Consider the following 21,970-nt stretch of genomic DNA (forward strand, 5'->3'; position numbering starts at 1 on the left):
CCTGCCCATTCAAATCAGCGCGAACCGTCCAGCGGTTCGCAACGATCACACACGGAAACGCGACGGCGCATACGGCGTCGGATCCAGCGGCGGCGTGCCGCCATTCACCATCGATGCCACCAGCTCGCCCGTGGCGGCCGACATGCTGACGCCCAGCATGCCGTGCGCCGTGGCGAGCATCAGGTTGGACCAGCGCGAACTCGGGCCGATCAGCGGCACTTCGTCCACGCTCATGGGCCGCCAGCCCCACCACTCTTCCTGCATGTCGGGGCCTTCGGCGACGTGCAGCGACTGCGCTGCGCCGCGGCGCAGCGCATCCAGCCGGGTGCGGTTGAGTCCCTCCGAATACCCGGAGAACTCCATCGTGCTGCCCAGCCGGAATCCCGTCTCCCAGGTCGTCACGCACACGGCGGCCTCGCGCAGCACCATCGCATGGCGCGGCGCCAGCGCGGGCCGTGAATAGGTGATCGAATAGCCCTTGCCGGGCTGCATGGGCAAGCGCAGGTCGAGCTGCTTCGCCAGCAAGGGCGACCATGCGCCCAGCGCCATCACGATGCGCTCGCCGCGGAACACGCCGCGCGTGGTGCGAACATGGTCGATGCGATCACCCTGCATGCCGAACCCGTCGATGCGCGCCCCCGATTCGATCACGCCGCCCATGGCCTGCACACGCTGCGCCAGTTCGGCGACGTAGCGGTCGGGACGCAAGCGTGCGTCGCCGGGGTGGAACAGGCCGCCGGTGACGCCGGCTTTCAGCGCGGGTTCGCGCGCCTCGACCTCCTCGCCTCGCCAACGCGCCACGGCAATGCCCAGGCGATCGAGCACGTCCGCGTGATGCCGCTGGTCGGCCTGGTAAGCCCGCCCGGTGCGATACACGTACAGCTCGCCTTCTTCGCCGAACTCGCAGTCGATCCGCTCGCTGCTCACGAGCTCGGCCAGCAGGCGGCGCGAACGCTGCAGGATGGCCGAGCGCGCCTGCGCCGCGCGTTCGAAGTCGCGCCAGTTGCAGTGGCGCGCAAAGCCGAGCAGCCAGCGCAAACGCGGGCCATCGAAGCGCGGGTTGAGGTAAAGCGGCGCGTCCGAGCGGAGCATCGAGCGCAGCGCCACGCCAAGCGTGCCCGGCATGGCCAGGGGCGGTGCGTGGCTGGGAGTGATCGTTCCACAATTGCCGTGCGAACTTCCGCAGCCCGGGGTACCCTGCTCCAGAACCCGCACGGTAGCCCCGGACTTCAGCAGGAAGTAAGCACAGGCCAGGCCGATAACGCCGCCGCCCAGAATCAGCACATCGCTGCGTGAAGCATCCATCGGCCTATTGTAGCGTTCCGTGGTCCGCTCCTAACTCTCTGAGGGAAGCAGTGCGATGGGAACGACAGAAGCGAAGTCCGACAGGACGATGTACCGGCGGTGCCTGCTGGCCTTGGCGATGGCCGCGGCGACCTCTGCCGCAGCCGCGCAGCAAGCCCCCGCGCCGGCGCAGACCGCACCCGCGCCCGACGCGCTTAGGGCCTCCACCGCCATCTCGGTAAAGCGCGACCTGTTCGAGGAAGCGGCACATCTGAAGAACGACCTGGCGCGCTATTCCTACCTGCGCGAAGTCATGCCGCAGCTCACCAAGGACGACCGGCTGATCGACCAACAATTGCTTGCCACGGTGGAGGACGAGCTTGGCCTGTACGACGAGGCCATGCTGGATTTCCCCTTCGACAACCGCGTGCAGACCCCGGTGCCGCTGCCGGCGGCGGCCGATTGGGCGGCGGCCGATGCGGCGACGGAAATCGCCAAGCTCGCCACCGACCGGCGCATCGTGATGATCAACGAGGCCCATCACGACGCACACACGCGCGAGCTGACGCTGGCCTTGCTGCCCAGGCTGCGCGCCGAAGGCTTCACCTATTTCGCCGCCGAAGCGCTGGTCAACAGCGACACCGACCTGATGAAGCGCGGCTACCCCATCGCCAGCAGCGGCAGCGAATACCTGCATGAGCCGTTGTATGGGCAGATCATCCGCGAGGCCATTCGCCTGGGCTTCAAGGTGGTGGCGTACGAATCGGAGGCCGACCTGCTGGCGGATCGCGAAGCCGGACAGGCGCAGCTGCTTTATCGCGAAGTGTTCAAGAACGACCCCAAGGCGCGCCTGTTCGTGCACGCCGGCTATGCGCACATCGACAAGGCCGTCGGCAACCTGGGCAAGACCATCAAGCCCATGGCCATGCAGCTCAAGCAGCTGACCGGGTTCGATCCGCTCTCGATCGACCAGACCCGCTGGCGCGACATCGGACCCATGCCGAAGAAGGATCTCTACAACCAGCTGATCGCGGCGTTTCCGGTCGACAAGCCATCGGTACTGCTGAGCCGCCAGAACGGCAGCGTGTGGGCGTCCGATCCCGACCGCCACGACGTGGACGTGATCCTTCCGCCGTCCGGCCACCAGCGCCGGCCGCACTGGCTCACCCTGGGCGGCACTCGCCAAACGCGGGTGATTTCCAGCGACATCTGCCAGCGTCAGCTTCCCTGTGTAGTGGAAGCCCGCTTCGCCAAGGAGGGCGACGACGCCATCCCCGCGGACCGCTATGTCTTCACCGCCAACGACACCATGAATTCGCTCTACCTGTGGCCTGGCGAATACAAGATCAGCAGCCGGGATCGCAATGACCGGAAGCTCACCGAGCACAACCTCACGGTGGGCGGGCCCGGCTCATGATGGCCAAGACCCTACTTAGAGTGAGCACTCACAACTTTCTTCCAACTCATTGATTTGATAACCTCAGGCTCGTCTCAAGCAAAAGGGATACGAGATGCGCCCGCCGTTTGCCGTTCTTGCCGCCCGCCACCGGGCCTGTTGGCGCACGGCTCGCCACGCGCTACTCGCATCCGCCGTGCTTCTACTTGCGGCCTGCGCCAGCCACAGCCGCCGCCCGGAGCCTACCTATAAGGATTCACGCTCCTCGCTGGCCAACCTGCCCGCCCGCGCGCCCACCGGCGCCACCGGCACCGCCAACGACGTGCTGTTCCGCGCCATCGCCCTGGTGGGCACGCCTTATCGCTGGGGCGGCAACACGCCGGACGGCGGTTTCGACTGCAGCGGCCTGGTGGATTACATCTATCGCAACGCCGCCGGGCTGAACCTGCCCCACAGCTCCCGCGAGATGTCGCAGCTCAGCGGCCAGCGGGTCGGGCACATGACCGACCTGGTCAGCGGCGACCTGGTCTTTTTCGGCGGCTCCAGCGGCATCAGCCACGTCGGCGTCTACGTGGGCAAGGGTCGCTTCGTCCACGCGCCCAACAGCGGCGGCACCGTGCGGCTGGACGATATCGACGGCCCGTACTGGAAAGACCATTTCGAGTTCGGCAAGCGCCTGCTGGACTGACGCTCGCCACCGCGTCAGCGCGCCGGCTTCACCTCTCCACTCGCCAGCGCCAGAACCACGACGGCATGGACCGGCGCTTCACCGGCCAGGGCGCACGCTCGCGGCTCCAGTATCTGCAGCTATCCCCTGCCTGCCGCGCCTTAAGCGCCCGCTATGGCGTCGATTGAAAAATTGAATTGTACACAATTTAATTTTGCGCTTAGAATTCACCCCCATGAACCGGAAGCCCTCCCCCGACCATCTCCTGCTCGACCAGCAACTGTGCTTCGCGCTGTATGCCGCGTCCCGCTCGGTCACCGGCCTCTACCGCCCGCTGCTGGACCCGCTGGGGCTGACCTATCCGCAGTACCTGGTGATGCTGGTGCTGTGGGAGCAGGACGGCCTGACCGTGCGGGAGCTGGGCCAGCGCCTGCAGCTCGATTCCGGCACGTTGACCCCGCTGCTCAAGCGGCTCGAGGCCGCCGGGCTGGTCAGCCGGCAGCGCCGCAAGGAAGACGAACGCGAAGTGGACATCCGGCTCACCGACACCGGCCTCGCCCTGCGCGACCAGGCCAGTGGCATCCCCGAATGCCTCGCCCAGTGCATGCAGCTATCGCTCGACCAGATGCAGACCCTGCGCGATGAACTGAAGCGACTCACTCGACAGATCCAACTCTCCCAACGCGAGGACTGAACCATGAGCATCAGCAAGATTCTCTACACCGCTACCGCCACCGTGCACGGCGGCCGCGAAGGCCACGCCAAGAGCGACGACGGCGTGCTCGACCTGCAGCTGGTCGTACCCAAGGGCCTCGGCGGCCCGGGCGGCCAGGGCAGCAACCCGGAACAGCTGTTCGCCGCCGGCTACGCGGCCTGCTTCGAAGGCGCCGTGCGCTTCGTCGCCCGCCAGAAGGGCGTGACGCTGAAGGACGCCTCGGTAACGGCACACGTGGGCATCGGCCCGCGCGAACCGACCGGCTTCGGCATCGCCGTGAAGCTGGAAGTGAGCCTGCCGGGCCTCGACCGCGCCGTGGCGCAGGAACTGGTCGACACCGCGCATCGCGACATCTGCCCCTACTCGCACGCCACGCGCGGCAACGTGGACGTGGACATCACCCTGGTGTAAGCGGGTTTTTCATGATGGAAACAACAACGGCGCCGCGATGGCGCCGTTGTTGTTTTGGGTGGATGTTGGTTGTTGCGTTGATTGCGGTTTTGATCGCTGGGGGCTGGGGCGCACCCGTGCGCTTAATTTATCGGATTTGCTCACTCGCGCCGTTTGGGGCGGGTGTGAGCACCAGCGATGGCCCTGGCCTTACCGTTTCATTCGTCATTCCTGCGAAGGCAGGACAAGCGCGGAGCGCTCAGAACGCCCGTAGGGCGGCCCGAAGGGGCGAGCGAAGCGAGTCATCCAGTGACTTTGCTTTTGGTTGTCGCGTTGCGGTGATGGGCGCCTTCGTGCGTTCCCGCGACCTTGCCGCCTACGCGGCGGGCGTTTCGATCGTCTGCCGACGCTCGAGTCACTTTTCTTTTGCTGGCCCAAAAGAAAAGTAACCCAAAGAAAATGGCCTTTAGAGCCAACGCCCGCAGCATTCCGCTGGGATAAGCCCGAACGGTTGAGGTGCGTTGTGGCTTGGCAACCTTCGCCGCTACACAGCGGATAGTTCGGTGCGCTTCGCAACGCGCCGTAGCGGAGAGGGCTTAAAGCAGCTTGCGCTACGCTTCCCGGCCGCTGAGGTTGGGTAAAGCGGACGCTACGCTTCCCGACCGTTTTGGAGAGCTCGCTACCTTGTGGCAAGCCATTCCGATAGCGCGGCATTCCATTTCCGGAACACGACACACTCCGACACAACGCCTCACTGCTCTTAGCAGCCTGTTCATATCTCGCGTGAGTCCACATTTCGCCTCACCGTCATCCCGCGAAAGCGGGAGGCGCTTCATCAACAGCCGAAGGCTGGTCATCCAGTGTCTTTAAGCCTTCTCGCAGCGCGTAAAGTCGCTGGATCCCCGCTTTCGCGGGGATGACGGTGAGGGAACAGGTGTCGCACCGGAGATTTTGAACAAGCTCTAGGACAGGCGCTTCGCGCCTGCCACGACGCGAGGTGCCGTGCAGCGGCACGAGCCGTCGGCTCCACGCTCTTGATCTTCCGGGTCCCCGTATGAGGCGGCGGGCGGGTGGAGGAATAGCCCGCAGGGTGGCTCGCAGGGATGCGAGCCAGTTTGTCGTCAGGGCAGGATGCCCTGTCGACAAACCCCGCAACCCGTCCGCGTACCTATCGGGCTTCGCCCGATAGGCGCCGATTCCGGGGGCCCTTCTCTTTGGTTACTTTCTCTTGGGCAAGCAAGAGAAAGTGACCCGGCCTCCGGCAGGAGGTCGGAACGCCCGCCGCGTAGGCGGCCAGATCGCGGGAATGCCCGAAAAAACCCGTCACCACTACGCGACAACCCAGCGCAAAGTCACTGGATCCCGGCCTGCGCCGGGATGACGGCCAAAGCGGATGACGGCTAAAGAATGAAACCGTGAGGCGAGCACCCGACCTTTACCCCCTTTTCGGGGCTCACCCCAGCTCTCTCCCCGAAGGGGAGAGGGAGAAAGCATCAGTGCGCCTCAGCCCCCGGCGGATGCGCATGGCCATGCGCGATCTCTTCCTCGGTACCGTCGCGCACCTCATTGACGGTCACATCGAAGTTCAGCGTCTTGCCCGCCATCGGATGGTTCAGATCCACGTCCACCGTGCTCATGCCCACCTTCTGCACCACCACCACGCGGTGGCCGCCTTCCTTCAGAGCCAGCACCGTGGTCATGCCCGGCTTGAGCTTGGCGGCCTGCTGGAAATACTTCTTGGGCACGCGCTGGGTCATGCCCTCCTGGCGCTCGCCGTAGCCTTCGGCCGGCGCCACTTCCACCTGCAGGTTCTCGCCCGCCTCGTGGCCTTCCAGCGCCTTTTCCAGGCCGGGGATCAGCTGGCCGTGGCCGAGCAGAATCCACAGCGGTTCGTTGCGGTCGAGGGAGCTCTCGACCTTTTCACCGTCCACCGTCAGCGTGTAGTGGAGCGAGATGACCTTGTCCTTGCCAGCCTTCATTGCATGTCTCGTGATGGATCAAACCGCCAATGCTACCAGCCTGCCCGGCTACTCGCCCGTACCGGCGCGGCCCTGGCCGAAGCGCACGCCCCGGGCCTCCGGCCCCATCCAGGCCAGGAAAGCCAGCAGCAGGGCCACCGCGGCGATCCAGGCGGACATGGCGAACGCCAGGTCTCCGCCTCGCCAGTCCGCGATCCAGTGCTGGGCGTTGGCCGTCACCGCGGCCAGCAGGTTGCCGGTCTGGTAGGCGAAGCCCGGCAGCGTGCCGCGCATGCCTTCCGGCGACAGTTCGTTGAGGTGCGTGGGCACCACGCCCCAGGCGCCCTGCACCATCACCTGGATCAGGAAGGCGCCCAGCGCCAGCGCGGGCAGCGAGCCGCCATGCATCCACAGCGGAATCACCGGAATCGCCAGCAGCGCAGCAAGAATGATCGCCCGCCGCCGTCCGATGCGCTCGGACAGCGCGCCGAAGAACAGGCCGCCCACCAGCGCGCCCAGGTTGAGCATGGCTACCAGCATGAAGGCGGCGCCCGAGCCGGTCGGCAGGTGCAGGCTTTCCTCCTCGAAGGTGTGGTACAGGTCCTGCGAGCCGTGGCTGAACATGTTGAACGCCGCCATCAGCACCATCAGGTAGATGGCGAGTTTCCAATGGCCCTGCATGGATGCGAGCAGGCCCTTCTTCTCCTGCGTCGCCCGCTCCTGCTGCCACACTTCGGACTCGGGCACGGTACGGCGGATGTACAGCACCAGCAGCGCCGGCGCCGCGCCCACCACGAACAGGCCGCGCCAGCCGATGTGGTCCACCAGCAGCCAGTTGACCAGCGCGCCGAGGAAGAAGCCCACGGGATAGCCGCTCTGCAGCAGGCCCGACACCACGCCGCGCGCCTTCGCCGGAATGGATTCCATCGCCAGCGACGCGCCGATGCCCCATTCGCCGCCCATGGCGATGCCGAACAGGAACCGGAGCACCAACAGCATGGTGAGCGACGTGGAGAACGCCGTGGCCAGCTCGAACACGGAGAACAGGATCACGTCCAGCATCAGGATCGGGCGCCGCCCATAGCGGTCCGCCAGCCGTCCGAACAACAAGGCACCCAACGGGCGGGCCGCCAGCGTCAGGAACAGGCCGGTGATCACATGCCCCTGGTCGGAATGGAACTCCTTGGCCACCGCCACGATGACGAAGGTCAGCAGGAAGTAGTCGAAGGCGTCCAGCGTCCAGCCCAGGAAGCTGGCCAGGACGGTATGACGCTGGGTCGTGGTGAGCTCCCGCAAGGGCGCAAGCGGCGACATGGGCTACTCCATCGTGAAGCGGGCGGCACGGAAGGCGCCAAGCGAACCATCACCGCTGCCACAGCGCAAGGCCGACCATCGCAGGGAGTGCCGGCCTTCACGCCACGCTGGCACGCCGTGGGCTCACATGCCCGCATGGACACCGCCCTCTATCGCATCGCCAACTCGTACGATCACTGGCTACAGCGCCGCTACGTCAAGGGCAAGCTGGCCACCGACCCCGCCTACGCCGCCACGGCGGCACTGGTGAAGGATCGCCCCATGCCGTTGCTCGACATCGGCTGCGGCATCGGCCTGCTGGGGCAATACCTGCACGCGTGCGGTGCCGTGACACGCTACCTGGGCGTGGACAGCGATATACGCAAGATCGACGCCGGCAATCGCGCCTTGCAGCTGGCCGGCCTGGATGGCGCGCTGCGGCTCATCCATGCCGATGGCATCGCACGGCAAGCGATGAGCGGACACGTCGCCCTGCTCGACGTGCTGCATTACCTGCCGCAGGAAGGCCAGCGCAGCCTGCTGGCCAATGCCGTCGCCCACCTCGCGCCGGGCGGCCTGCTGGTGATCCGCACCGTGCTGCGCGAACGCAGCTGGCGTTACGGGCTCACGCGCGTCTCGGAGTTCTTTCTGCGTGCCAGCGGATGGATGCGCACGGGCGCGCAGCACTATCCCAGCGCCGACGAACTATGTGCGCCGCTGGAGGCGGCGGGCCTCGTCGTGGAAGTGCGACCGCTGCACGGAAAGACACCCTTCGATTGCTACCTGCTGGTGGCCCGGCGCGAGCGCCGCGCGGCGCCTGAATGAGCCCTCCGGCAGGCCTGCCCCGTTTGCGCTATACTTGGCAGGCACGACCTTTCGTCGTCCCTCCCTCATTGATACTGCAACACGGTTCTTGAACGCTCCGGGTTGCTTTGGAGCTTCCCATGTCGTTTGAATCGCTGGGCCTTGGGCCCGCGTTGTTGCGTGCGCTTGCCGAACAGGGCTACGCCGAACCCACTCCCATCCAGGCCGCCGCCATTCCGGTGGTGCTGGAAGGCGGCGACCTGCTCGCCGCCGCCCAGACCGGCACCGGCAAGACGGCCGCCTTCTCGCTGCCCCTGCTGCACCGCCTGTCGCAGACCGCGCCGGCCGGCACGCGCCGCCCGCGCGCCCTCGTGCTGACGCCGACGCGCGAACTCGCCGCCCAGGTGCATGACAACCTGCGCGACTACGGCAAGCACCTGCGCATCAGCAGCACCACCATCTTCGGTGGCGTGAGCATGGGCCCGCAGATGCAGGCACTGCGTCGCGGCGTGGACATCGTCATCGCCACGCCGGGCCGCCTGATCGATCACATGCAGCAGCGCTCGATCGACCTCTCCGGCATCGACGTGCTGGTGCTGGACGAAGCCGACCGCATGCTCGACATGGGCTTCCTGCCGGCGCTCAAGCGCATCCTCGCGGCGCTGCCCAAGCAGCGCCAGACGCTGCTGTTCTCCGCCACGTTCGCGCCGCCGATCAAGGCGCTCGCGCTGCAGTTCATGCACCAGCCGCGCGAAGTGTCGGTGACGCCGCCGAACACCGTGGCCACCACCGTCACCCATCACGTGCATCCGGTGGACGCGGCGAACAAGCGCGACCTGCTGCTGCACGTGCTCTCGCAGGACAGCCGCCGCCAGACGCTGGTGTTCAGCCGCACCAAGCACGGCGCCGACAAGCTGGTTCGCTACCTGGAAGCCGCAGGCCTGCGCGCCGCGGCCATCCACGGCAACAAGAGCCAAAACGCGCGCACGCGTGCGCTGAGCGATTTCAAGAGCGGCCGCATCACCGTGCTGGTGGCGACCGACATCGCCGCGCGCGGCATCGACATCGACCAGTTGCCCATCGTGATCAATTTCGACCTGCCGATGGTCGCGGAAGATTACGTGCACCGCATCGGCCGCACGGGCCGCGCCGGCGCCGACGGCATGGCCGTGTCGCTGGTGAGCCACGAGGAATCGGGCCTGCTGCGCGACATCCGCAAGCTGCTCAAGCAGGACATCGCGATCAGCAACGTGCCGGGCTTCGAGCCGTCGCATCCGCTGCGCACCGATGCCGCCGCGCCGCGTCCGGTGCAGGGCCAGCGCCAGCCGCGCCAGGGACGTCCGCAGGGTTCGCATCGTCCGCATGGTCATCACGGCGGCGGCCATGGCCAGGGCGGTGATCGTCCGGCGGAAGGCAATCGCAAGCGCCAGCGTCGCCGTCGTCCGGCCGCCAAGGCCTAACGCCAACCTCGCGCGCTGGCTTCGGTGCAGGAGCCAGCGCGTTGCCGCTTCACGTTCTGGTCACCTGCGCGCATCCATGTAAGGCCCTGCGTTAATCCTGGGCGCGGGCAACTGTGCGAATGTGTGCCGTGAGTTCACGCCGGCACGCCGGCCACGTTTCGCTTTGACAGGCCGCACCGCACTGCGGCGGCTTGTCCGGGCATCGTCGTCACCATGGAGAATCGAGATGCGCAGCGAAAAGTCCGCTCCCCTCATGATCGGCCTGGCCGTGCTTGCCGTGCTCGCGGTAATAGCGGCCTTCGCGATTCCCGCCTGGCGCAACCATCGGATTGCCGGGCACATGGACGAAGCGCTCAAGGCCGGCGAAGCCGCCAAGCTGGTCGTGCTGGAAGCCACCACGGTGCGTGGCGGCCTGAACAAGCTTCAGCCCGGCGACCTGAAGTTCAATGCCGCCTCGGCATTGAACGCCTATACCGCCAGTATCGACATCTCCGAAAGCGGGCGCGTCACCATCGCCACGAAGGACACGGGCGCCACGCCTGATCCAGTGTTCCTGCTGACGCCGCTGGACAACGCTACCGGCGCCGGCGTGCCGCTGACCTGGAGCTGCGACATCATTGCCGGCAACGGCCAATGGATGCCTGCATCGTGCACGCGCCCGGCCACGCCGGCCGCCATGCCCGCACCGGCAAGCTCCGCGCCCGTCACCGTGCCGGCGCCGGCGTCGACCACCAAGGGCTGACGGCATCGCCGAAACCTCTCCGCAGCCGCAATCGTCAGTGATCGCGGATAAGCGAAGTGAGCACGTGGTCTTCCCATGTGCCGGCAATCTGCAGGTAGCGCTTCGCATAGCCTTCGCGCTCGAAGCCCAGGCGCGCCAGCAGCTGCCCGCTGCGCTCGTTGCGCGGCATGTAGTTGGCCATCACGCGATGCATGCCCAGCTCATGGAAGGCCCACGGCAAGGCCGCTTCGAGCACTTCCCGCATCAAGCCCTGCCCCTGGCGATGCGCGTCGACGCTATAGCCGAGGTGGCAGGCCTGGAAGGCCCCGCGCACCACGTTGGCGAAGGTGAAGCTGGCCAGGATCTCCTGGCCCGACAGGTCCAGCGCATAGAACGGATAGGCGCGATCCAGCCGTATCGCCTCGCGCGATTCGGCCAGGGTCTGCACGCAGTGATCCAGCGTGTAGTACGCCTCGTCGCGCAACGGTTCCCATGGCGCCAGATGCGCGCGATTGCGCTGGCGATAACGCAGCAAGCGGGACGCATCGGCCACGTCCGCCAGCCGCAGCACGGCCCGTGGCGTAGTGATGGGATGCAGCACGCTCACCGCGGAATCAATGCCTCCGCGTGATGGCGCAGGTGGTCTTCGATGAAGGTGCTGATGAAGTAATAGCTGTGGTCGTAACCCGGGTGCCTGCGCAGCAGCAGCGATTGGCCGCCTTCCGCGCAGGCCTGGTCGAACAGTTCGGGCTTCAGCTGCGTGGTGAGGAAGCCGTCCGACTCGCCCTGGTCGATCAGGATGGTGCCGTCGAAGGTCTGCCTGCGCACCAGTTCGCAAGCGTCGTACTCGGCCCATGCCTTGGTGTCATCGCCGAGATAGCGCGGAAACGCCTTCTGCCCCCACGGTACCTGGCTCGGCGCCACGATGGGCGCGAAGGCCGACACCGAGCGGTAGTTGTCACGGTGACGCAAGGCGATCGTCAGCGCGCCATGGCCGCCCATCGAATGACCGGTGATGCCGCTGCGCGCGATGTCGACGGGAAAGTGCTGCGCCAGCAGCGCGGGCAGTTCGTGCACCACGTAGCTGTGCATGCGGAACCGCGACGACCACGGCGACTGCGTGGCGTCGAGGTAGAAACCCGCGCCCTCGCCGAACTCCCAGTCGCCCGTGGCGCCGTCGAAGCCCGTCTGGCGCGGGCTGGTATCGGGCATCACCAGAATCAGTCCAAGCTCCGCGGCAAGCCGCTGCGCGCCGGCCTTGATGGTGGCGGTTTCCTCCGTGCAGGTGAGCCCCGCGAGGAAATACAGCACCGGACACGGCCCCTGCGCGGCCTGCGGTGGCAGGAACAGCGCGAAGCGCATCGGGCCGCCGCAGGCTTCCGAGTGATGCCGATAGAACCCCTGCACGCCGCCATGGCAGCGTTGCTCGGAGATCGTTTCAATCCCTGTCATGCCATTCCCTCTGAAGTACCCAGCCCACCGATCATAACGCGCCGGGCTCAGCGCTCCTGGTCCGTGGGCCGCATCAGCAGTTCGTTGATGTTGACGTGCGCGGGACGCGATACGCAGAACACGATGGCATCGGCAACGTCCGTCGATTGCAGCTGGCGCATGCTGTCGGCCCAGGCGTTGAGGTTGTCCTTCACCTGGGCATGGCCGATGTGGTCGCGCAGTTCCGTCTCCACCACGCCCGGCTCGATCACCGTGACGCGAATGTTGTGCTGGTACACCTCGCGCCGCAGCGCTTCGGAAAACGCCACGACGCCGAACTTGGTTGCCGAATACGCGGCGGCGTTGGGATTGGCGACGCGCCCCGCCGTCGACGAGATGTTCACGATATGCCCCTCGCGACGCCCTCGCATGCCCGGCAACGCGGCCTGCGTGGAGGCGATCAGGCTGAGCACGTTGAGTTCCAGCATGCGGCGCCAGCGGCCGAGATCGGCCTCTTCCACCGGCTCCAGATACATCACGCCCGCGTTGTTCACCAGGATGTCCAGGCGGCCGTAGCGCGCCTCGGTCTCGGCCACGATGCGCTTGGCCTCGTCCTCCGACGCCAGGTCCGCCACCAGCACGGTGGGTTCGGCGCCCAGCGCCTGCAGTTGGGCGGCCAGGGCTTCGAGCCGGTCGCGCCGGCGGGCCGCGATGGCGACCTTCGCACCCTCCTTCGCCAGGGCCAGCGCGGTGGCCTCGCCAATACCCGAAGACGCGCCCGTGACCAGCGCGACACGACCATCAAGACGTCCAGACATGAATATTCCTTTCCGATTTGACCGACAGGCCCATAAAAAACCCAGTGGGGACGGGCCAGCCTGTTACAATAGCGTCATTCTCCCGCATGCCGCCGTGCATGCCATGTCGAGGTTCCCCATGTCCTCCCCGTCTTCCGATTCCCAGCCGGCAGCCGTCGGCTTTGCTGCGCTTGGCCTCCATCCGGAGCTGCTGCGCGCACTCACCGACGTCGGCTACGAATCGCCTTCGCCGATTCAGGCCGCCACCATTCCGCCGCTGCTGGAAGGCCGCGACGTGCTCGGCCAGGCGCAGACCGGCACCGGCAAGACCGCCGCGTTCGCGCTGCCGATCCTCTCGCGCATCGACCTCAAGCCCGGCAAGCCGCAGGCGCTGGTGCTGGCGCCCACGCGCGAGCTGGCCATCCAGGTGGCCGAAGCCTTCCAGCGTTATGCCACGCACATGCCGGGGCTGCAGGTGCTGCCGATCTACGGCGGCCAGAGCTACGGCCCGCAGCTGCACTCGCTCAAGCGCGGCGTGCAGATCGTGGTGGGCACGCCCGGCCGCGTCATCGACCATCTGGAGCGCGGCACGCTCGATCTGTCCGAGCTGAAGTTCCTGGTGCTCGACGAAGCCGACGAAATGCTGCGCATGGGCTTCATCGACGATGTGGAAAAAGTGCTGCAGGCCACGCCGCCAAGCCGCCAGGTGGCGCTGTTCTCCGCCACCATGCCGCCGCCGATCCGCAAGATCGCGCAGCACCACCTGAAGGACCCGGTGGAAGTCACCATCAAGGCGGCCACCACCACCAACACCAACATCCGCCAGCGCTACTGGTTCGTCAGCGGCCTGCACAAACTGGACGCAATGACGCGCATCCTGGAAGCCGAGCCGTTCGACGCGATGATCATCTTCGCGCGCACCAAGCAGGCCACCGAGGAACTCGCCGAGAAACTGCAGGCACGCGGCCTTGCCGCCGCCGCGATCAATGGCGACATCGCCCAGCCGCAGCGCGAACGCGTGATCCAGCAGCTCAAGGACGGCAAGCTCGACATTCTCGTGGCGACCGACGTGGCCGCTCGCGGCCTGGACGTGGAACGCATCAGCCACGTCATGAACTACGACATCCCGTACGACACGGAAAGCTATGTGCACCGCATCGGCCGTACCGGCCGCGCGGGCCGCAGCGGCGATGCCATCCTGTTCGTCACGCCGCGCGAAAAGGGCATGCTGCGCGCCATCGAGCGCGCCACGCGCCAGCCCATCGAAGAGATGAAGCTGCCCACGGTGGAAGCGGTCAACGACCAGCGCATCGCCAAGTTCAAGCAGCGCATCAGCGACACGCTGGCCGTCGGCGAACTGGATCTGTTCCAGCAGCTGATCGAGCAGTACGAACAGGAACACAACATTCCGGCCATCGAAATCGCCGCCGCCCTCGCCCGCATCGCTCAGGGCGACCAGCCGCTGCTGCTCACGCCGCCGCCCAAGCGCGAATTCACTCCGCGCGAGCATGGCGAGCATCGCGGCGAACGTGGTGACCGCGGCGAACGCGAGCATCGTCCGCGCGATCGCGACGGCGGCCAGCGCGACTTCACGCCCCGCCCCGTGCGCGCGCACCACACGGAAGAAGGCAAGCGCACCTACCGCATCGAAGTGGGCCACGAACACGGCGTGAAACCGGGCAATATCATCGGTGCCATCGCCAACGAAGCCGGCCTGGAAAGCCAGTACATCGGCCGCCTGAGCATCCGCGGCGAATACAGCCTGATCGACCTGCCCGACGGCATGCCGGCGGAAGTGTTCCAGCACCTGCAGAAAGTGTGGGTGAGCCAGCAGCAGCTGCGCATCCGCGAATGGGACGGCGACGACAGCGGAGCCGGCGAAGCTCCACCGCGCCGACCGGGTGGCGGTTATCGCCCGGGCGGCTTCAAGAAGCACGGCGGTGGCGGCAAGCCGCGTCCGCAGGGGCACGGTGGGCATAAGGGGCCGCGGCGCGGGAAGTAAGCGCTATGCGCTGGTTGGGGCGTGCCCTTTGGGGGCGCGCATGCTGAGTGGCTACTCGCAGATTGTCTCCCTCTCCCCTTTGGGGAGAGGGTTGGGGTGAGGGGCCAACCTAACCTCATCGCTTCGACCTTTGGCCGCCATTCCTGCGAAGACCGGACAAGCGCGGAGCGCGCCCCACGAGGACTAGCTTTGTGTCGCAGAACGCCCGTAGGGCGGCCCCGAAGGGGCGAGCGAAGCGAGTCATCCAGTAACTTTGCTTTTGGTTGTCGCGTAGTGGTGACGGGCGCCTTCGTGCGCTCCCGCGACCTGGCCGCCTACGCGGCGGGCGTTTCGATCGTCTGCCGACGCTCGAGTCACTTTTCTTTTGCTGGCCCAAAAGAAAAGTAACCCAAAGAAAATGGCCTTCAGAGCCAACGCCCGCAGCATTACGAAGGGATAAGCCCGAACGCTTGAGGTGCGTTGTGGCTTGGCAACCTTCGCCGCTACACAGCAGATAGTTCGGAGCGCTTCGCAACGCGCCGTGGCGCAGAGGGCTTAAAGCAGCTTGCGCTACGCTTCCCGACCGCTGAGGTTGGGTAAAGAGGACGCTACGCTTCCCGACCGTTTTGGAGAACTCGCCGCCTTGCGGCAAGCCATTCCCGTAGCGTGCCGCTCAACTTCCTGAGCACGTTCCAACACGGCACCTCATTCCTGCCTTTGGAGCCGATTCAAATTTCGCGTGTGCACATTTCGCCTCACCGTCATCCCCGCGAAAGCGGGGATCCAGCGACTTTACGCGCTGCGAGAAGGTGCAAAGACACTGGATCCCCGCTTTCGCGGGGATGACGGTGAGGAACAGGTGTTGCTGAGGAGATTTTGAAGAGGTCCCAACGCAGGCGCTCCGCGCCTGCCGCGACGCGAGGTGCCGCGCAGCGGCACGAGCCGTCGGCTCTCGCTCTTGATCTGCCGGGTCCCCGTATGAGGCGGCGGGCGGGTGGAGATCAGGCCCCGCAGGGGTGCCTGGCAGGAAGCCAGGCACTTTTCGTCGGGGCAGGAGCCCCGTCGAAAAGCCCGGAACCCGACCGCGGACCTATCGGGCAAAGCCCGATAGGCGCCGATTCCGGGGGGCCCTTCTCTTTGGTTACTTTCTCTTGGGCAAGCAAGAGAAAGTGACCCGGCCTCCGGCAGGAGGCCGGAACGCTCGCCGCGTAGGCGGCACGGTCGCGGAAGCGCCGACCACACTCCACGCGACAACCGACCACTGCCGAAACTGGATCCCGGCCTACGCCGGGATGACGGCTAAAGAATGAAACGCTGAGGCGAGCACCCTCCCCTCACCCCAGCCCTCTCCCCAAAGGGGTACGCGGGGAGCGGCCATGGATGGCCGCGGCTTTGAGGAGCGAGGAGAGGGAGAAAAGACAAAACACCCGCGAATCCTCACCATCGTTCCACCCCGACAACGCATCGTTCACCCCACGAACGCTGCAATCCCCCACGATATCCCTAATCTATGGCGACCCCCCGAGGTAACCGCCATGACCGCCCTCCCAAGCCTGTACATCTCACACGGTTCGCCAATGACGGCGATTCAGCCGCATCGCGTGGGCGAGCGTCTGGCTGAGCTTGCAGGCGAATTGCCGCGTCCTCGCGCCATCGTGATCGCCACGGCGCACTGGCTGGAGCGCCAGCCGCACGTCGGCGGCGCGGCGCGGCCCGAGACCATCCACGACTTCTACGGCTTTCCGCAGGCGCTGTTCGATATCCAGTACCCCGCCAAGGGCGATCCCGCGCTGGCGGCGCAGGTGACGCAGCTGCTGGACAAGGCAGGATTGCCGACCACGCTGGACCCGACGCAGGGACTGGACCACGGCGCGTGGGTGCCGTTGCGCCTGCTGTATCCGAAGGCCGACATTCCGGTGGTGCCGCTGTCGATTCAGCCGCAACTCGGTCCCGTTCACCACTACGCCATCGGCCGCGCGCTGGCGCCGCTGCGTGAGGAAGGCGTGCTGGTGATCGGCTCGGGCAGCATCACGCACAACCTGCACGATTTTCGCGCCGGTTACAGCGAAGAGCGTGAGGCGCCTTACGTGCGTCCGTTCATCGAGTGGATCGAACGCAAGCTGTCCGAGGGCGACGTGAACGCGCTGCTCGACTATCGCCGCCAGGCGCCGTCCGCCGAGCGCGCGCATCCCACCGACGAACACTTCCTGCCGCTGTTCGTGGCGCTGGGCGCGGCGGGTGAACACGCGCACGCCCAGCGCATCGACGCAGGCATCGAACATGGCCTGCTCGCCATGGACATCTATCGCTTCGACAGCTCCGTCACTGCACGATGATGGTGCCGACCATCATCGGATGGATCGCGCAGTAATAGGCATACGTTCCGGCGTGGTCGAACGTCACGGCGTAGCTGTCGCTGGTGTCTAGGGCGTGCGATGAAGCGAACTGCTGGCCGGCACTCACCACCACGTGCGGATCGTCGTCGCGATTGGTCCACGTAACCCGCGTGCCCGCCGGCACGGTGAGGGTCTTCGGCGAGAAGGCGAAGTTGCGGATGTCCACCGTGACAGGCTTTGCCGAGGCATTTGCCGCCATCGCCGGCGAAGCGAGCCATGTCGCGCACACCATGAGCGCCGCCGCGCATGCACGAAACGCCGCGCTCATGACATTACCTCCTCGGTCACGGCAAGCGCGTGGCTGCCCTGTACGTGGCGCACATCGCGAATGCCAAGGTAGCGATGCAGGTCACCGGGCGCGATGTCCTTCATCGGCCCAGGCGCTGGTGCCGTGCCCGGTGCGGGCTGCGGATAGGCCGTGGAACGCGCGGTGTAGAAGGTGATGCTGCCTTCCACCTTCTGCTGGATCTGGTGGATGTGTCCGTTGAGCACGCTCACCGAGCCGAAGCGGCGCAGATAGCTCACGGCTTCGTTGCTGTCGTCGGTGCCCCAGCCCCAGTCGGGATACAGCGGCCACAGCGGCATGTGCGCAAACACCACCAGCGGCGTGTCCGGCGAGAGCGATGCGAGATCCTTCTTCAGCCACGCCAGCTGATCGGCGCCGAGCGAACCGAGCCCGCCAGCCTTCAGGTTGAGCACGTTGATCAGGCCGACGAAATGCACGCCGCGATGGTCGAAGCTGTACCAGCCGCCGGCCTGTTGACGCTCGCCGAAACGGCGGAAGAATTCCGCGCCGTTGTCGCCGATGACATCGTGTTCGCCCGGCACGTAGAACACCTTGCCCATGCGGGCGTCCTGCATGATGCCGGAGAGCGCATCGAATTCCTCGGGCCGGGACAGATGGGTGAGGTCGCCCGTGTGCAGCACGAAATCCGGCTGCACCGGCTGTGCCCGGATCATCCCCAGCGAACTGCGCAGGGTGCCGGCCACGTCCATGTTGGGCGCCTTGTGGAAGCCGATGTGCGAATCGCTGATCTGCACGAAGCCAAAGCTGGCGTCGGCGGCGGAAGTGCCGCCGCCCGAGGTGAGCGGCTGCGCCTTCAGCACGCCGCCATGCATCAGCCATAAGGTGCCGGTGCCCGCCCAGGCCATGCATTTGAGGAAATGACGGCGGCTGTCGACGGCGTGGTCGTGGGTGTCGTTCATGGTCGGTTCTCCAGGATCGGCCGCAGGCCCTTCGCCCGCTGCCCTTACCCCTCGATACCGGCCATCACGGCAAACTATTCCCCCGCACGCGCGGCAGAAAACGCCGTGGAATAAACTGGCTCGACGCCAGGTATACCCTCTTATGCCGACCGAGCCGAACGCCCGTCCAGGAGGTACCGATGCCGCACGAAGCGCACGCTTCGAGGCGCAGGTGGTGCCGTATCTCGACGCGGCCTACAACCTGGCCTTCTGGCTGGCGCGCAATGCCGCCGATGCGCAGGACGTGACGCAGGAAGCGATGCTTCGCGCGCTGCGCTATTTCGACAGTTTCCACGGTGGCGACGTGCGCGTGTGGCTGCTGGCCATCGTGCGCAACACGTTCTACACCCTGCGCAGCCGCCATCCGCAGGATGCGCTGAGCGATGAACTGGACGACGACGCACACCCGTTGATCGACGACCGCCCGTCGCCTGAAACACTGACCCTGCTCGCCGTGGACGTGGGTGCGCTGCGGACGGCGCTGGAACGCCTGCCTGCGCCGCTGCGCGAAATCCTCGTGCTGCGCGAGCTGGAGGAATGCTCGTACAAGGAGATCGCCGCCATCACCGGACAGAAGATCGGCACGGTGATGTCGCGCCTTGCCCGCGCCCGCGAACGCCTGCGGCAGGAACTCACCTGCCGGCCCAAGGAGGTACGTCGCCATGATGTGCGATGACGTCGGGCTGCTTTTGCATGCCTATCTCGACAACGAACTGGACGCCGCCGGCAGTGCATCCGTGGCCCGTCATCTCGACGCATGCGCGGCCTGCAAGGCGCGCTACGACGCCTACGCCGTCATGCAGAAGGCACTGGCGGAACCTTCGCTCTATCACCGCGCGCCCGACGCCTTGCGCGCGCGCTGGACAACACCGGCGCAACGCATGCCCGCCGCACCGGTGCCTGCGCGCCGGCGATGGCCGACTGCCCTCGCGATGGCGGCGGGCTTCGCGGCGGCGATGCTGATCTCGGTTCCCGCGTGGCTGCACTGGCTGCCGGCACGCGCCGGCGCCGATACCGTCGTGGCCGAGGCCATGTCCAGCCACCTGCGCTCCCTGCAGGGCGAGCACCTGATGGACGTCGTCTCCACCGACCAGCACACGGTGAGGCCCTGGTTCGAAGGCAAACTCGATTTCTCCCCGCGCGTGAAGGACTTGGCGGGCGAGGGCTTTCCGCTGGTCGGCGGGCGCCTGGACGCCCTGGAAGGCCACAGCGTGGCGGCGCTGGTCTACAAGCGCCGGCTGCATGTGATCAACCTGTATCAGTGGCCGGCAGAGGGCGGCGCGGCATCACCTGTTATCGCGCAGGAGCACGGCTATACGGTGATCCGCTGGAGCGGCGATGGCATGCGCTACGTCGCCATTTCGGACGTCAACGAAGGCGACCTTCGCCAGTTCGTGCTGGCGTTTCAGAACGATGCCAATCCGGCGATGACGCGCTGACGGTATCAGGCGGCGGTTGCCGCCCAGTCATCCCGCGTCAGCACCGGCAAGCCGTGCGCGAGGCGCGCCTTGTCGCATTGCGCGCTGGGACGGCCAAACTCCCAGGAAGGCTCCACCTCGCGGCACACGGACGGACGATGCTCGTAGATGCCGCAATGCGCAGCCTCTCCGATCACGCCCTGCAACGCGGTGCAGCGCGGGCGCGAAGCCTGCGTTCCGCGCATGACAAGGCGGTGCGGATCGAGCGTTTCCGTGCGCTCCGGCGGCACCACGCCGCCCAGCGACGCGTCCGCCTCCGACCAGTGGAAGGCCACGCGGAAAAAGGCGCAGCAGGCGCCGCAGCTCAGGCAGGGATGGGCCATGCGGAATATCGGGAAGCGCACCCCTCGGCGCGCAGCGGCGGCATTCTAGAACGCCGAAGGCCCGCGTGCGCGGGCCTTCGATGGCAGCCTTAATGTGACCGGCGTACGTTCTTACGGCTCACCGGCAAAAGTATTGCAGCTCGCCATGTCGCCGCTGGCAAAACCGGCCTTGAACCACTTCACGCGCTGCGCCGAGGTGCCATGAGTGAACGAGTCGGGCACCACCCGGCCCCGCGCCTGCTGCTGGAGCGCGTCGTCGCCGATCTTGCTGGCGGCATTGAGCGCCGACTCGATGTCGCCCGGCTGCAGCCATTGCAGGCGCTGCTGGGTATGGTTGGCCCACACGCCGGCGAAGCAGTCAGCCTGCAGTTCCTGCCGCACGGACAGGCCGTCCGCGCCTTCCATCCGCGCACCGCGCCGGCGCGCCTGCTCCACCTGGTCGAACACGCCCAGCAGGTTCTGCACGTGGTGGCCCACTTCGTGCGCGATCACGTAGGCGCGGGCAAAGTCGCCGGCCGCATGGAAGCGGTTTTCCAGCTCCTGGAAGAACGCTACGTCCAAGTAGACCTTCTGGTCGCCGGGGCAATAGAACGGCCCTACCGCCGTCGAGGCCGCGCCGCAGGCGGTATTCACGCCGCCGCTGAACAGGTCCAGCTTGGGGTCCACGTACTGGCGCCCGTGCGCGGCGAAGATGTCGCCCCAGGTTTTCTCGGTGGAGCCGAGGATGGCGCTGACGAAGTCCTTGGTCTGCGGATCCACGTCGGCCGGCGGGCCGCTGGGCGCGGCGACCTGCGGCTGGCCGCCGTTGTCGACCTGGCTGAGCAGCGCGGTGGGATCCTTGAAGAACACCAAGCCCAGGATGGCCAGGATCACGATGCCGCCCAGGCCCAGCCCGCGTCCTCCGCCGAAACGGGGACCGCCGCCGCCATCGCCGCTGTCGACTTCCACGTTCTGACTGCGTTCGCCTTTCTGCCAATCCATATGCCTGCCCTCGCCTGCCCACCGGTGCATGACGATAGCGCCTCGCGCCCCCTCCCGCCATCGTCACGCGATAGCTACAGTGCGCGTTTTCGGAGAGATCGCGCCATGACCCAGCACCTGCCCGCCGTTGTCGTTCTGCTTACCGTCCTGCTGCAGTTCGGCACCCTGTGGGCCGCCGGCCACGCACGTGGCAAATACGGCATCAAGGCACCCGCCATCACCGGCCACGAGGGTTTCGAACGGGCCTTGCGCGTGCAGATGAACACGCTGGAATCAACCGTGATGTTCCTGCCCGCGCTGTGGCTGGCCGTGCAGTACGGCTTTCCGCTGTGGGGCGGCGTGGCGGGACTGGTGTGGGTGTTCGGGCGCGTGTTGTACGCGGTGAGCTATCTGCAGGATGCCGCCAGGCGCGGCCCCGGCTTCATGGTGTCCATGGCCGGCTGGGCGGCGACAGTGGTGCTGGGCGTGACGGGATTGGTACGGGCGCTGCTGGCGGGTTGATAGCCGGTTCGAAGTCTCGCCAAGGTGCCCACGTTCCTCATCGTCATCCCCGCGAAAGCGGGGATCCAGCGACTTTACACGCTGCGAGAAGGCTTAAAGACACTGGATCCCCGCTTTCGCGGGGATGACGGTGAGGGGAAATTTGCGCT

22 protein-coding genes are annotated in these 21,970 nt (G+C 66.5%); 12 read left to right on the top strand and 10 right to left on the bottom strand.

Features of this window, described 5'->3' with window-relative positions:
• Positions 1–45: 45 nt before the first annotated feature.
• Positions 46–1,305, bottom strand: coding sequence for an FAD-dependent oxidoreductase (locus tag BDW41_RS16030; protein WP_074552191.1), 1,260 nt, complete (start codon positions 1,303–1,305; stop codon positions 46–48).
• Positions 1,306–1,360: 55 nt separating this feature from the next.
• Between BDW41_RS16030 and BDW41_RS16035 the strand changes: the two genes are divergently transcribed.
• From BDW41_RS16035 to BDW41_RS16050, 4 genes are all read left to right on the top strand, one after another.
• Positions 1,361–2,701: a hypothetical protein gene (locus BDW41_RS16035; RefSeq protein ID WP_233496899.1), complete on the top strand. Its 1,341-nt coding sequence runs from the start codon at positions 1,361–1,363 to the stop codon at positions 2,699–2,701.
• A gap of 94 nt (positions 2,702–2,795) precedes the next feature.
• Entirely contained in the window at positions 2,796–3,368 is a 573-nt protein-coding gene (locus BDW41_RS16040) for a C40 family peptidase (protein WP_074552193.1), read from the top strand.
• 214 nt (positions 3,369–3,582) lie between these two features.
• Positions 3,583–4,041 carry a MarR family transcriptional regulator gene (locus tag BDW41_RS16045; protein ID WP_074552194.1) on the top strand — a complete coding sequence of 153 codons (459 nt, stop codon included), beginning with the start codon at positions 3,583–3,585 and terminating at the stop codon, positions 4,039–4,041.
• Positions 4,042–4,044: 3 nt separating this feature from the next.
• Positions 4,045–4,473 (top strand): organic hydroperoxide resistance protein, encoded by a 429-nt coding sequence (locus BDW41_RS16050; RefSeq protein WP_074552195.1) that lies wholly within the window; start codon positions 4,045–4,047, stop codon positions 4,471–4,473.
• A gap of 1,472 nt (positions 4,474–5,945) precedes the next feature.
• Here BDW41_RS16050 and BDW41_RS16055 read toward each other — a convergent pair.
• Positions 5,946–6,431 carry a peptidylprolyl isomerase gene (locus BDW41_RS16055; protein ID WP_074552196.1) on the bottom strand — a complete coding sequence of 162 codons (486 nt, stop codon included), beginning with the start codon at positions 6,429–6,431 and terminating at the stop codon, positions 5,946–5,948.
• A gap of 48 nt (positions 6,432–6,479) precedes the next feature.
• Positions 6,480–7,724: an MFS transporter gene (locus tag BDW41_RS16060; protein ID WP_074552197.1), complete on the bottom strand. Its 1,245-nt coding sequence runs from the start codon at positions 7,722–7,724 to the stop codon at positions 6,480–6,482.
• Between the two features lie 135 nt (positions 7,725–7,859).
• Here BDW41_RS16060 and BDW41_RS16065 point away from each other — a divergent pair, with 135 nt between their 5' ends.
• The 3 genes from BDW41_RS16065 (at position 7,860) to BDW41_RS16075 (ending at position 10,709) form a co-directional block, all read left to right on the top strand.
• Positions 7,860–8,528 (top strand): methyltransferase domain-containing protein, encoded by a 669-nt coding sequence (locus BDW41_RS16065; RefSeq protein WP_074552198.1) that lies wholly within the window; start codon positions 7,860–7,862, stop codon positions 8,526–8,528.
• Positions 8,529–8,647: 119 nt separating this feature from the next.
• Positions 8,648–9,967, top strand: coding sequence for a DEAD/DEAH box helicase (locus BDW41_RS16070; RefSeq protein WP_074552199.1), 1,320 nt, complete (start codon positions 8,648–8,650; stop codon positions 9,965–9,967).
• A 226-nt stretch (positions 9,968–10,193) separates the two neighbouring features.
• A complete protein-coding gene (locus BDW41_RS16075) occupies positions 10,194–10,709 on the top strand; it encodes a hypothetical protein (RefSeq protein ID WP_074552200.1) in 516 nt (171 codons plus the stop codon).
• A gap of 34 nt (positions 10,710–10,743) precedes the next feature.
• On the opposite strand, the gene rimJ is transcribed toward BDW41_RS16075, so the two are convergent.
• Genes rimJ through BDW41_RS16090 form a run of 3 tightly spaced genes read right to left on the bottom strand, consistent with a single transcriptional unit; the run spans position 10,744 to position 12,937 of the window.
• A complete protein-coding gene (rimJ, locus tag BDW41_RS16080) occupies positions 10,744–11,295 on the bottom strand; it encodes a ribosomal protein S5-alanine N-acetyltransferase (protein ID WP_074552201.1) in 552 nt (183 codons plus the stop codon).
• Positions 11,292–12,140: an S-formylglutathione hydrolase gene (gene fghA / locus BDW41_RS16085; protein WP_074552202.1), complete on the bottom strand. Its 849-nt coding sequence runs from the start codon at positions 12,138–12,140 to the stop codon at positions 11,292–11,294. The genes rimJ and fghA overlap by 4 nt, the downstream gene beginning before the upstream one ends.
• A gap of 47 nt (positions 12,141–12,187) precedes the next feature.
• Positions 12,188–12,937 carry an SDR family NAD(P)-dependent oxidoreductase gene (locus tag BDW41_RS16090; RefSeq protein WP_074552203.1) on the bottom strand — a complete coding sequence of 250 codons (750 nt, stop codon included), beginning with the start codon at positions 12,935–12,937 and terminating at the stop codon, positions 12,188–12,190.
• Between the two features lie 118 nt (positions 12,938–13,055).
• Between BDW41_RS16090 and BDW41_RS16095 the strand changes: the two genes are divergently transcribed.
• Both BDW41_RS16095 and BDW41_RS16100 read left to right on the top strand, forming a co-directional pair.
• A complete protein-coding gene (locus BDW41_RS16095; protein ID WP_074552204.1) occupies positions 13,056–14,918 on the top strand; it encodes a DEAD/DEAH box helicase in 1,863 nt (620 codons plus the stop codon).
• Between the two features lie 1,514 nt (positions 14,919–16,432).
• Entirely contained in the window at positions 16,433–17,233 is an 801-nt protein-coding gene (locus BDW41_RS16100) for a class III extradiol ring-cleavage dioxygenase (protein WP_074547690.1), read from the top strand.
• Here BDW41_RS16100 and BDW41_RS16105 read toward each other — a convergent pair.
• On the bottom strand, positions 17,220–17,561 hold the full coding sequence (locus tag BDW41_RS16105) for a cupredoxin family copper-binding protein (protein ID WP_074547691.1): 342 nt from the start codon (positions 17,559–17,561) through the stop codon (positions 17,220–17,222). The genes BDW41_RS16100 and BDW41_RS16105 overlap by 14 nt on opposite strands.
• Positions 17,558–18,499 carry a metallophosphoesterase gene (locus BDW41_RS16110; RefSeq protein ID WP_074547692.1) on the bottom strand — a complete coding sequence of 314 codons (942 nt, stop codon included), beginning with the start codon at positions 18,497–18,499 and terminating at the stop codon, positions 17,558–17,560. Before BDW41_RS16110 ends, BDW41_RS16105 begins: the two co-directional genes overlap by 4 nt.
• 142 nt (positions 18,500–18,641) lie before the next feature.
• Here BDW41_RS16110 and BDW41_RS16115 point away from each other — a divergent pair, with 142 nt between their 5' ends.
• Complete coding sequence (locus BDW41_RS16115; RefSeq protein WP_074547693.1) at positions 18,642–19,214, top strand: sigma-70 family RNA polymerase sigma factor; 573 nt, start codon at positions 18,642–18,644, stop codon at positions 19,212–19,214.
• The gene (locus BDW41_RS16120; protein ID WP_074547694.1) at positions 19,201–19,977 is read left to right on the top strand and encodes an anti-sigma factor; all 777 of its coding nucleotides are present in this window, start codon (positions 19,201–19,203) and stop codon (positions 19,975–19,977) included. The genes BDW41_RS16115 and BDW41_RS16120 overlap by 14 nt, the downstream gene beginning before the upstream one ends.
• A gap of 5 nt (positions 19,978–19,982) precedes the next feature.
• Here BDW41_RS16120 and BDW41_RS16125 read toward each other — a convergent pair whose 3' ends face one another.
• Both BDW41_RS16125 and BDW41_RS16130 read right to left on the bottom strand, forming a co-directional pair.
• Entirely contained in the window at positions 19,983–20,339 is a 357-nt protein-coding gene (locus BDW41_RS16125) for a YkgJ family cysteine cluster protein (protein ID WP_074547695.1), read from the bottom strand.
• Positions 20,340–20,450: 111 nt separating this feature from the next.
• Complete coding sequence (locus tag BDW41_RS16130; RefSeq protein ID WP_074547696.1) at positions 20,451–21,320, bottom strand: neutral zinc metallopeptidase; 870 nt, start codon at positions 21,318–21,320, stop codon at positions 20,451–20,453.
• A gap of 105 nt (positions 21,321–21,425) precedes the next feature.
• On the opposite strand from BDW41_RS16130, the gene BDW41_RS16135 reads away from it, so the two are divergent.
• Complete coding sequence (locus BDW41_RS16135; protein ID WP_074547697.1) at positions 21,426–21,821, top strand: MAPEG family protein; 396 nt, start codon at positions 21,426–21,428, stop codon at positions 21,819–21,821.
• Positions 21,822–21,970: the final 149 nt, after the last annotated feature.

The sequence above is a fragment of the Dyella sp. AtDHG13 genome (assembly GCF_003201105.1).
Classification (GTDB): Bacteria; Pseudomonadota; Gammaproteobacteria; order Xanthomonadales; family Rhodanobacteraceae; genus Dyella; species Dyella jiangningensis_B.

What these genes read in the sequence shown, in the direction of transcription:
- BDW41_RS16030 (WP_074552191.1), bottom strand. Translation starts at nt 1,305, where the DNA reads ATGGATGCTTCACGCAGCGATGTGCTGATTCTGGGCGGCGGCGTTATC.
- BDW41_RS16035 (WP_233496899.1), top strand. Translation starts at nt 1,361, where the DNA reads ATGGGAACGACAGAAGCGAAGTCCGACAGGACGATGTACCGGCGGTGC.
- BDW41_RS16040 (WP_074552193.1), top strand. Translation starts at nt 2,796, where the DNA reads ATGCGCCCGCCGTTTGCCGTTCTTGCCGCCCGCCACCGGGCCTGTTGG.
- BDW41_RS16045 (WP_074552194.1), top strand. Translation starts at nt 3,583, where the DNA reads ATGAACCGGAAGCCCTCCCCCGACCATCTCCTGCTCGACCAGCAACTG.
- BDW41_RS16050 (WP_074552195.1), top strand. Translation starts at nt 4,045, where the DNA reads ATGAGCATCAGCAAGATTCTCTACACCGCTACCGCCACCGTGCACGGC.
- BDW41_RS16055 (WP_074552196.1), bottom strand. Translation starts at nt 6,431, where the DNA reads ATGAAGGCTGGCAAGGACAAGGTCATCTCGCTCCACTACACGCTGACG.
- BDW41_RS16060 (WP_074552197.1), bottom strand. Translation starts at nt 7,724, where the DNA reads ATGTCGCCGCTTGCGCCCTTGCGGGAGCTCACCACGACCCAGCGTCAT.
- BDW41_RS16065 (WP_074552198.1), top strand. Translation starts at nt 7,860, where the DNA reads ATGGACACCGCCCTCTATCGCATCGCCAACTCGTACGATCACTGGCTA.
- BDW41_RS16070 (WP_074552199.1), top strand. Translation starts at nt 8,648, where the DNA reads ATGTCGTTTGAATCGCTGGGCCTTGGGCCCGCGTTGTTGCGTGCGCTT.
- BDW41_RS16075 (WP_074552200.1), top strand. Translation starts at nt 10,194, where the DNA reads ATGCGCAGCGAAAAGTCCGCTCCCCTCATGATCGGCCTGGCCGTGCTT.
- fghA (WP_074552202.1), bottom strand. Translation starts at nt 12,140, where the DNA reads ATGACAGGGATTGAAACGATCTCCGAGCAACGCTGCCATGGCGGCGTG.
- BDW41_RS16090 (WP_074552203.1), bottom strand. Translation starts at nt 12,937, where the DNA reads ATGTCTGGACGTCTTGATGGTCGTGTCGCGCTGGTCACGGGCGCGTCT.
- BDW41_RS16095 (WP_074552204.1), top strand. Translation starts at nt 13,056, where the DNA reads ATGTCCTCCCCGTCTTCCGATTCCCAGCCGGCAGCCGTCGGCTTTGCT.
- BDW41_RS16100 (WP_074547690.1), top strand. Translation starts at nt 16,433, where the DNA reads ATGACCGCCCTCCCAAGCCTGTACATCTCACACGGTTCGCCAATGACG.
- BDW41_RS16105 (WP_074547691.1), bottom strand. Translation starts at nt 17,561, where the DNA reads ATGAGCGCGGCGTTTCGTGCATGCGCGGCGGCGCTCATGGTGTGCGCG.
- BDW41_RS16110 (WP_074547692.1), bottom strand. Translation starts at nt 18,499, where the DNA reads ATGAACGACACCCACGACCACGCCGTCGACAGCCGCCGTCATTTCCTC.
- BDW41_RS16115 (WP_074547693.1), top strand. Translation starts at nt 18,642, where the DNA reads ATGCCGACCGAGCCGAACGCCCGTCCAGGAGGTACCGATGCCGCACGA.
- BDW41_RS16120 (WP_074547694.1), top strand. Translation starts at nt 19,201, where the DNA reads ATGATGTGCGATGACGTCGGGCTGCTTTTGCATGCCTATCTCGACAAC.
- BDW41_RS16125 (WP_074547695.1), bottom strand. Translation starts at nt 20,339, where the DNA reads ATGGCCCATCCCTGCCTGAGCTGCGGCGCCTGCTGCGCCTTTTTCCGC.
- BDW41_RS16130 (WP_074547696.1), bottom strand. Translation starts at nt 21,320, where the DNA reads ATGGATTGGCAGAAAGGCGAACGCAGTCAGAACGTGGAAGTCGACAGC.
- BDW41_RS16135 (WP_074547697.1), top strand. Translation starts at nt 21,426, where the DNA reads ATGACCCAGCACCTGCCCGCCGTTGTCGTTCTGCTTACCGTCCTGCTG.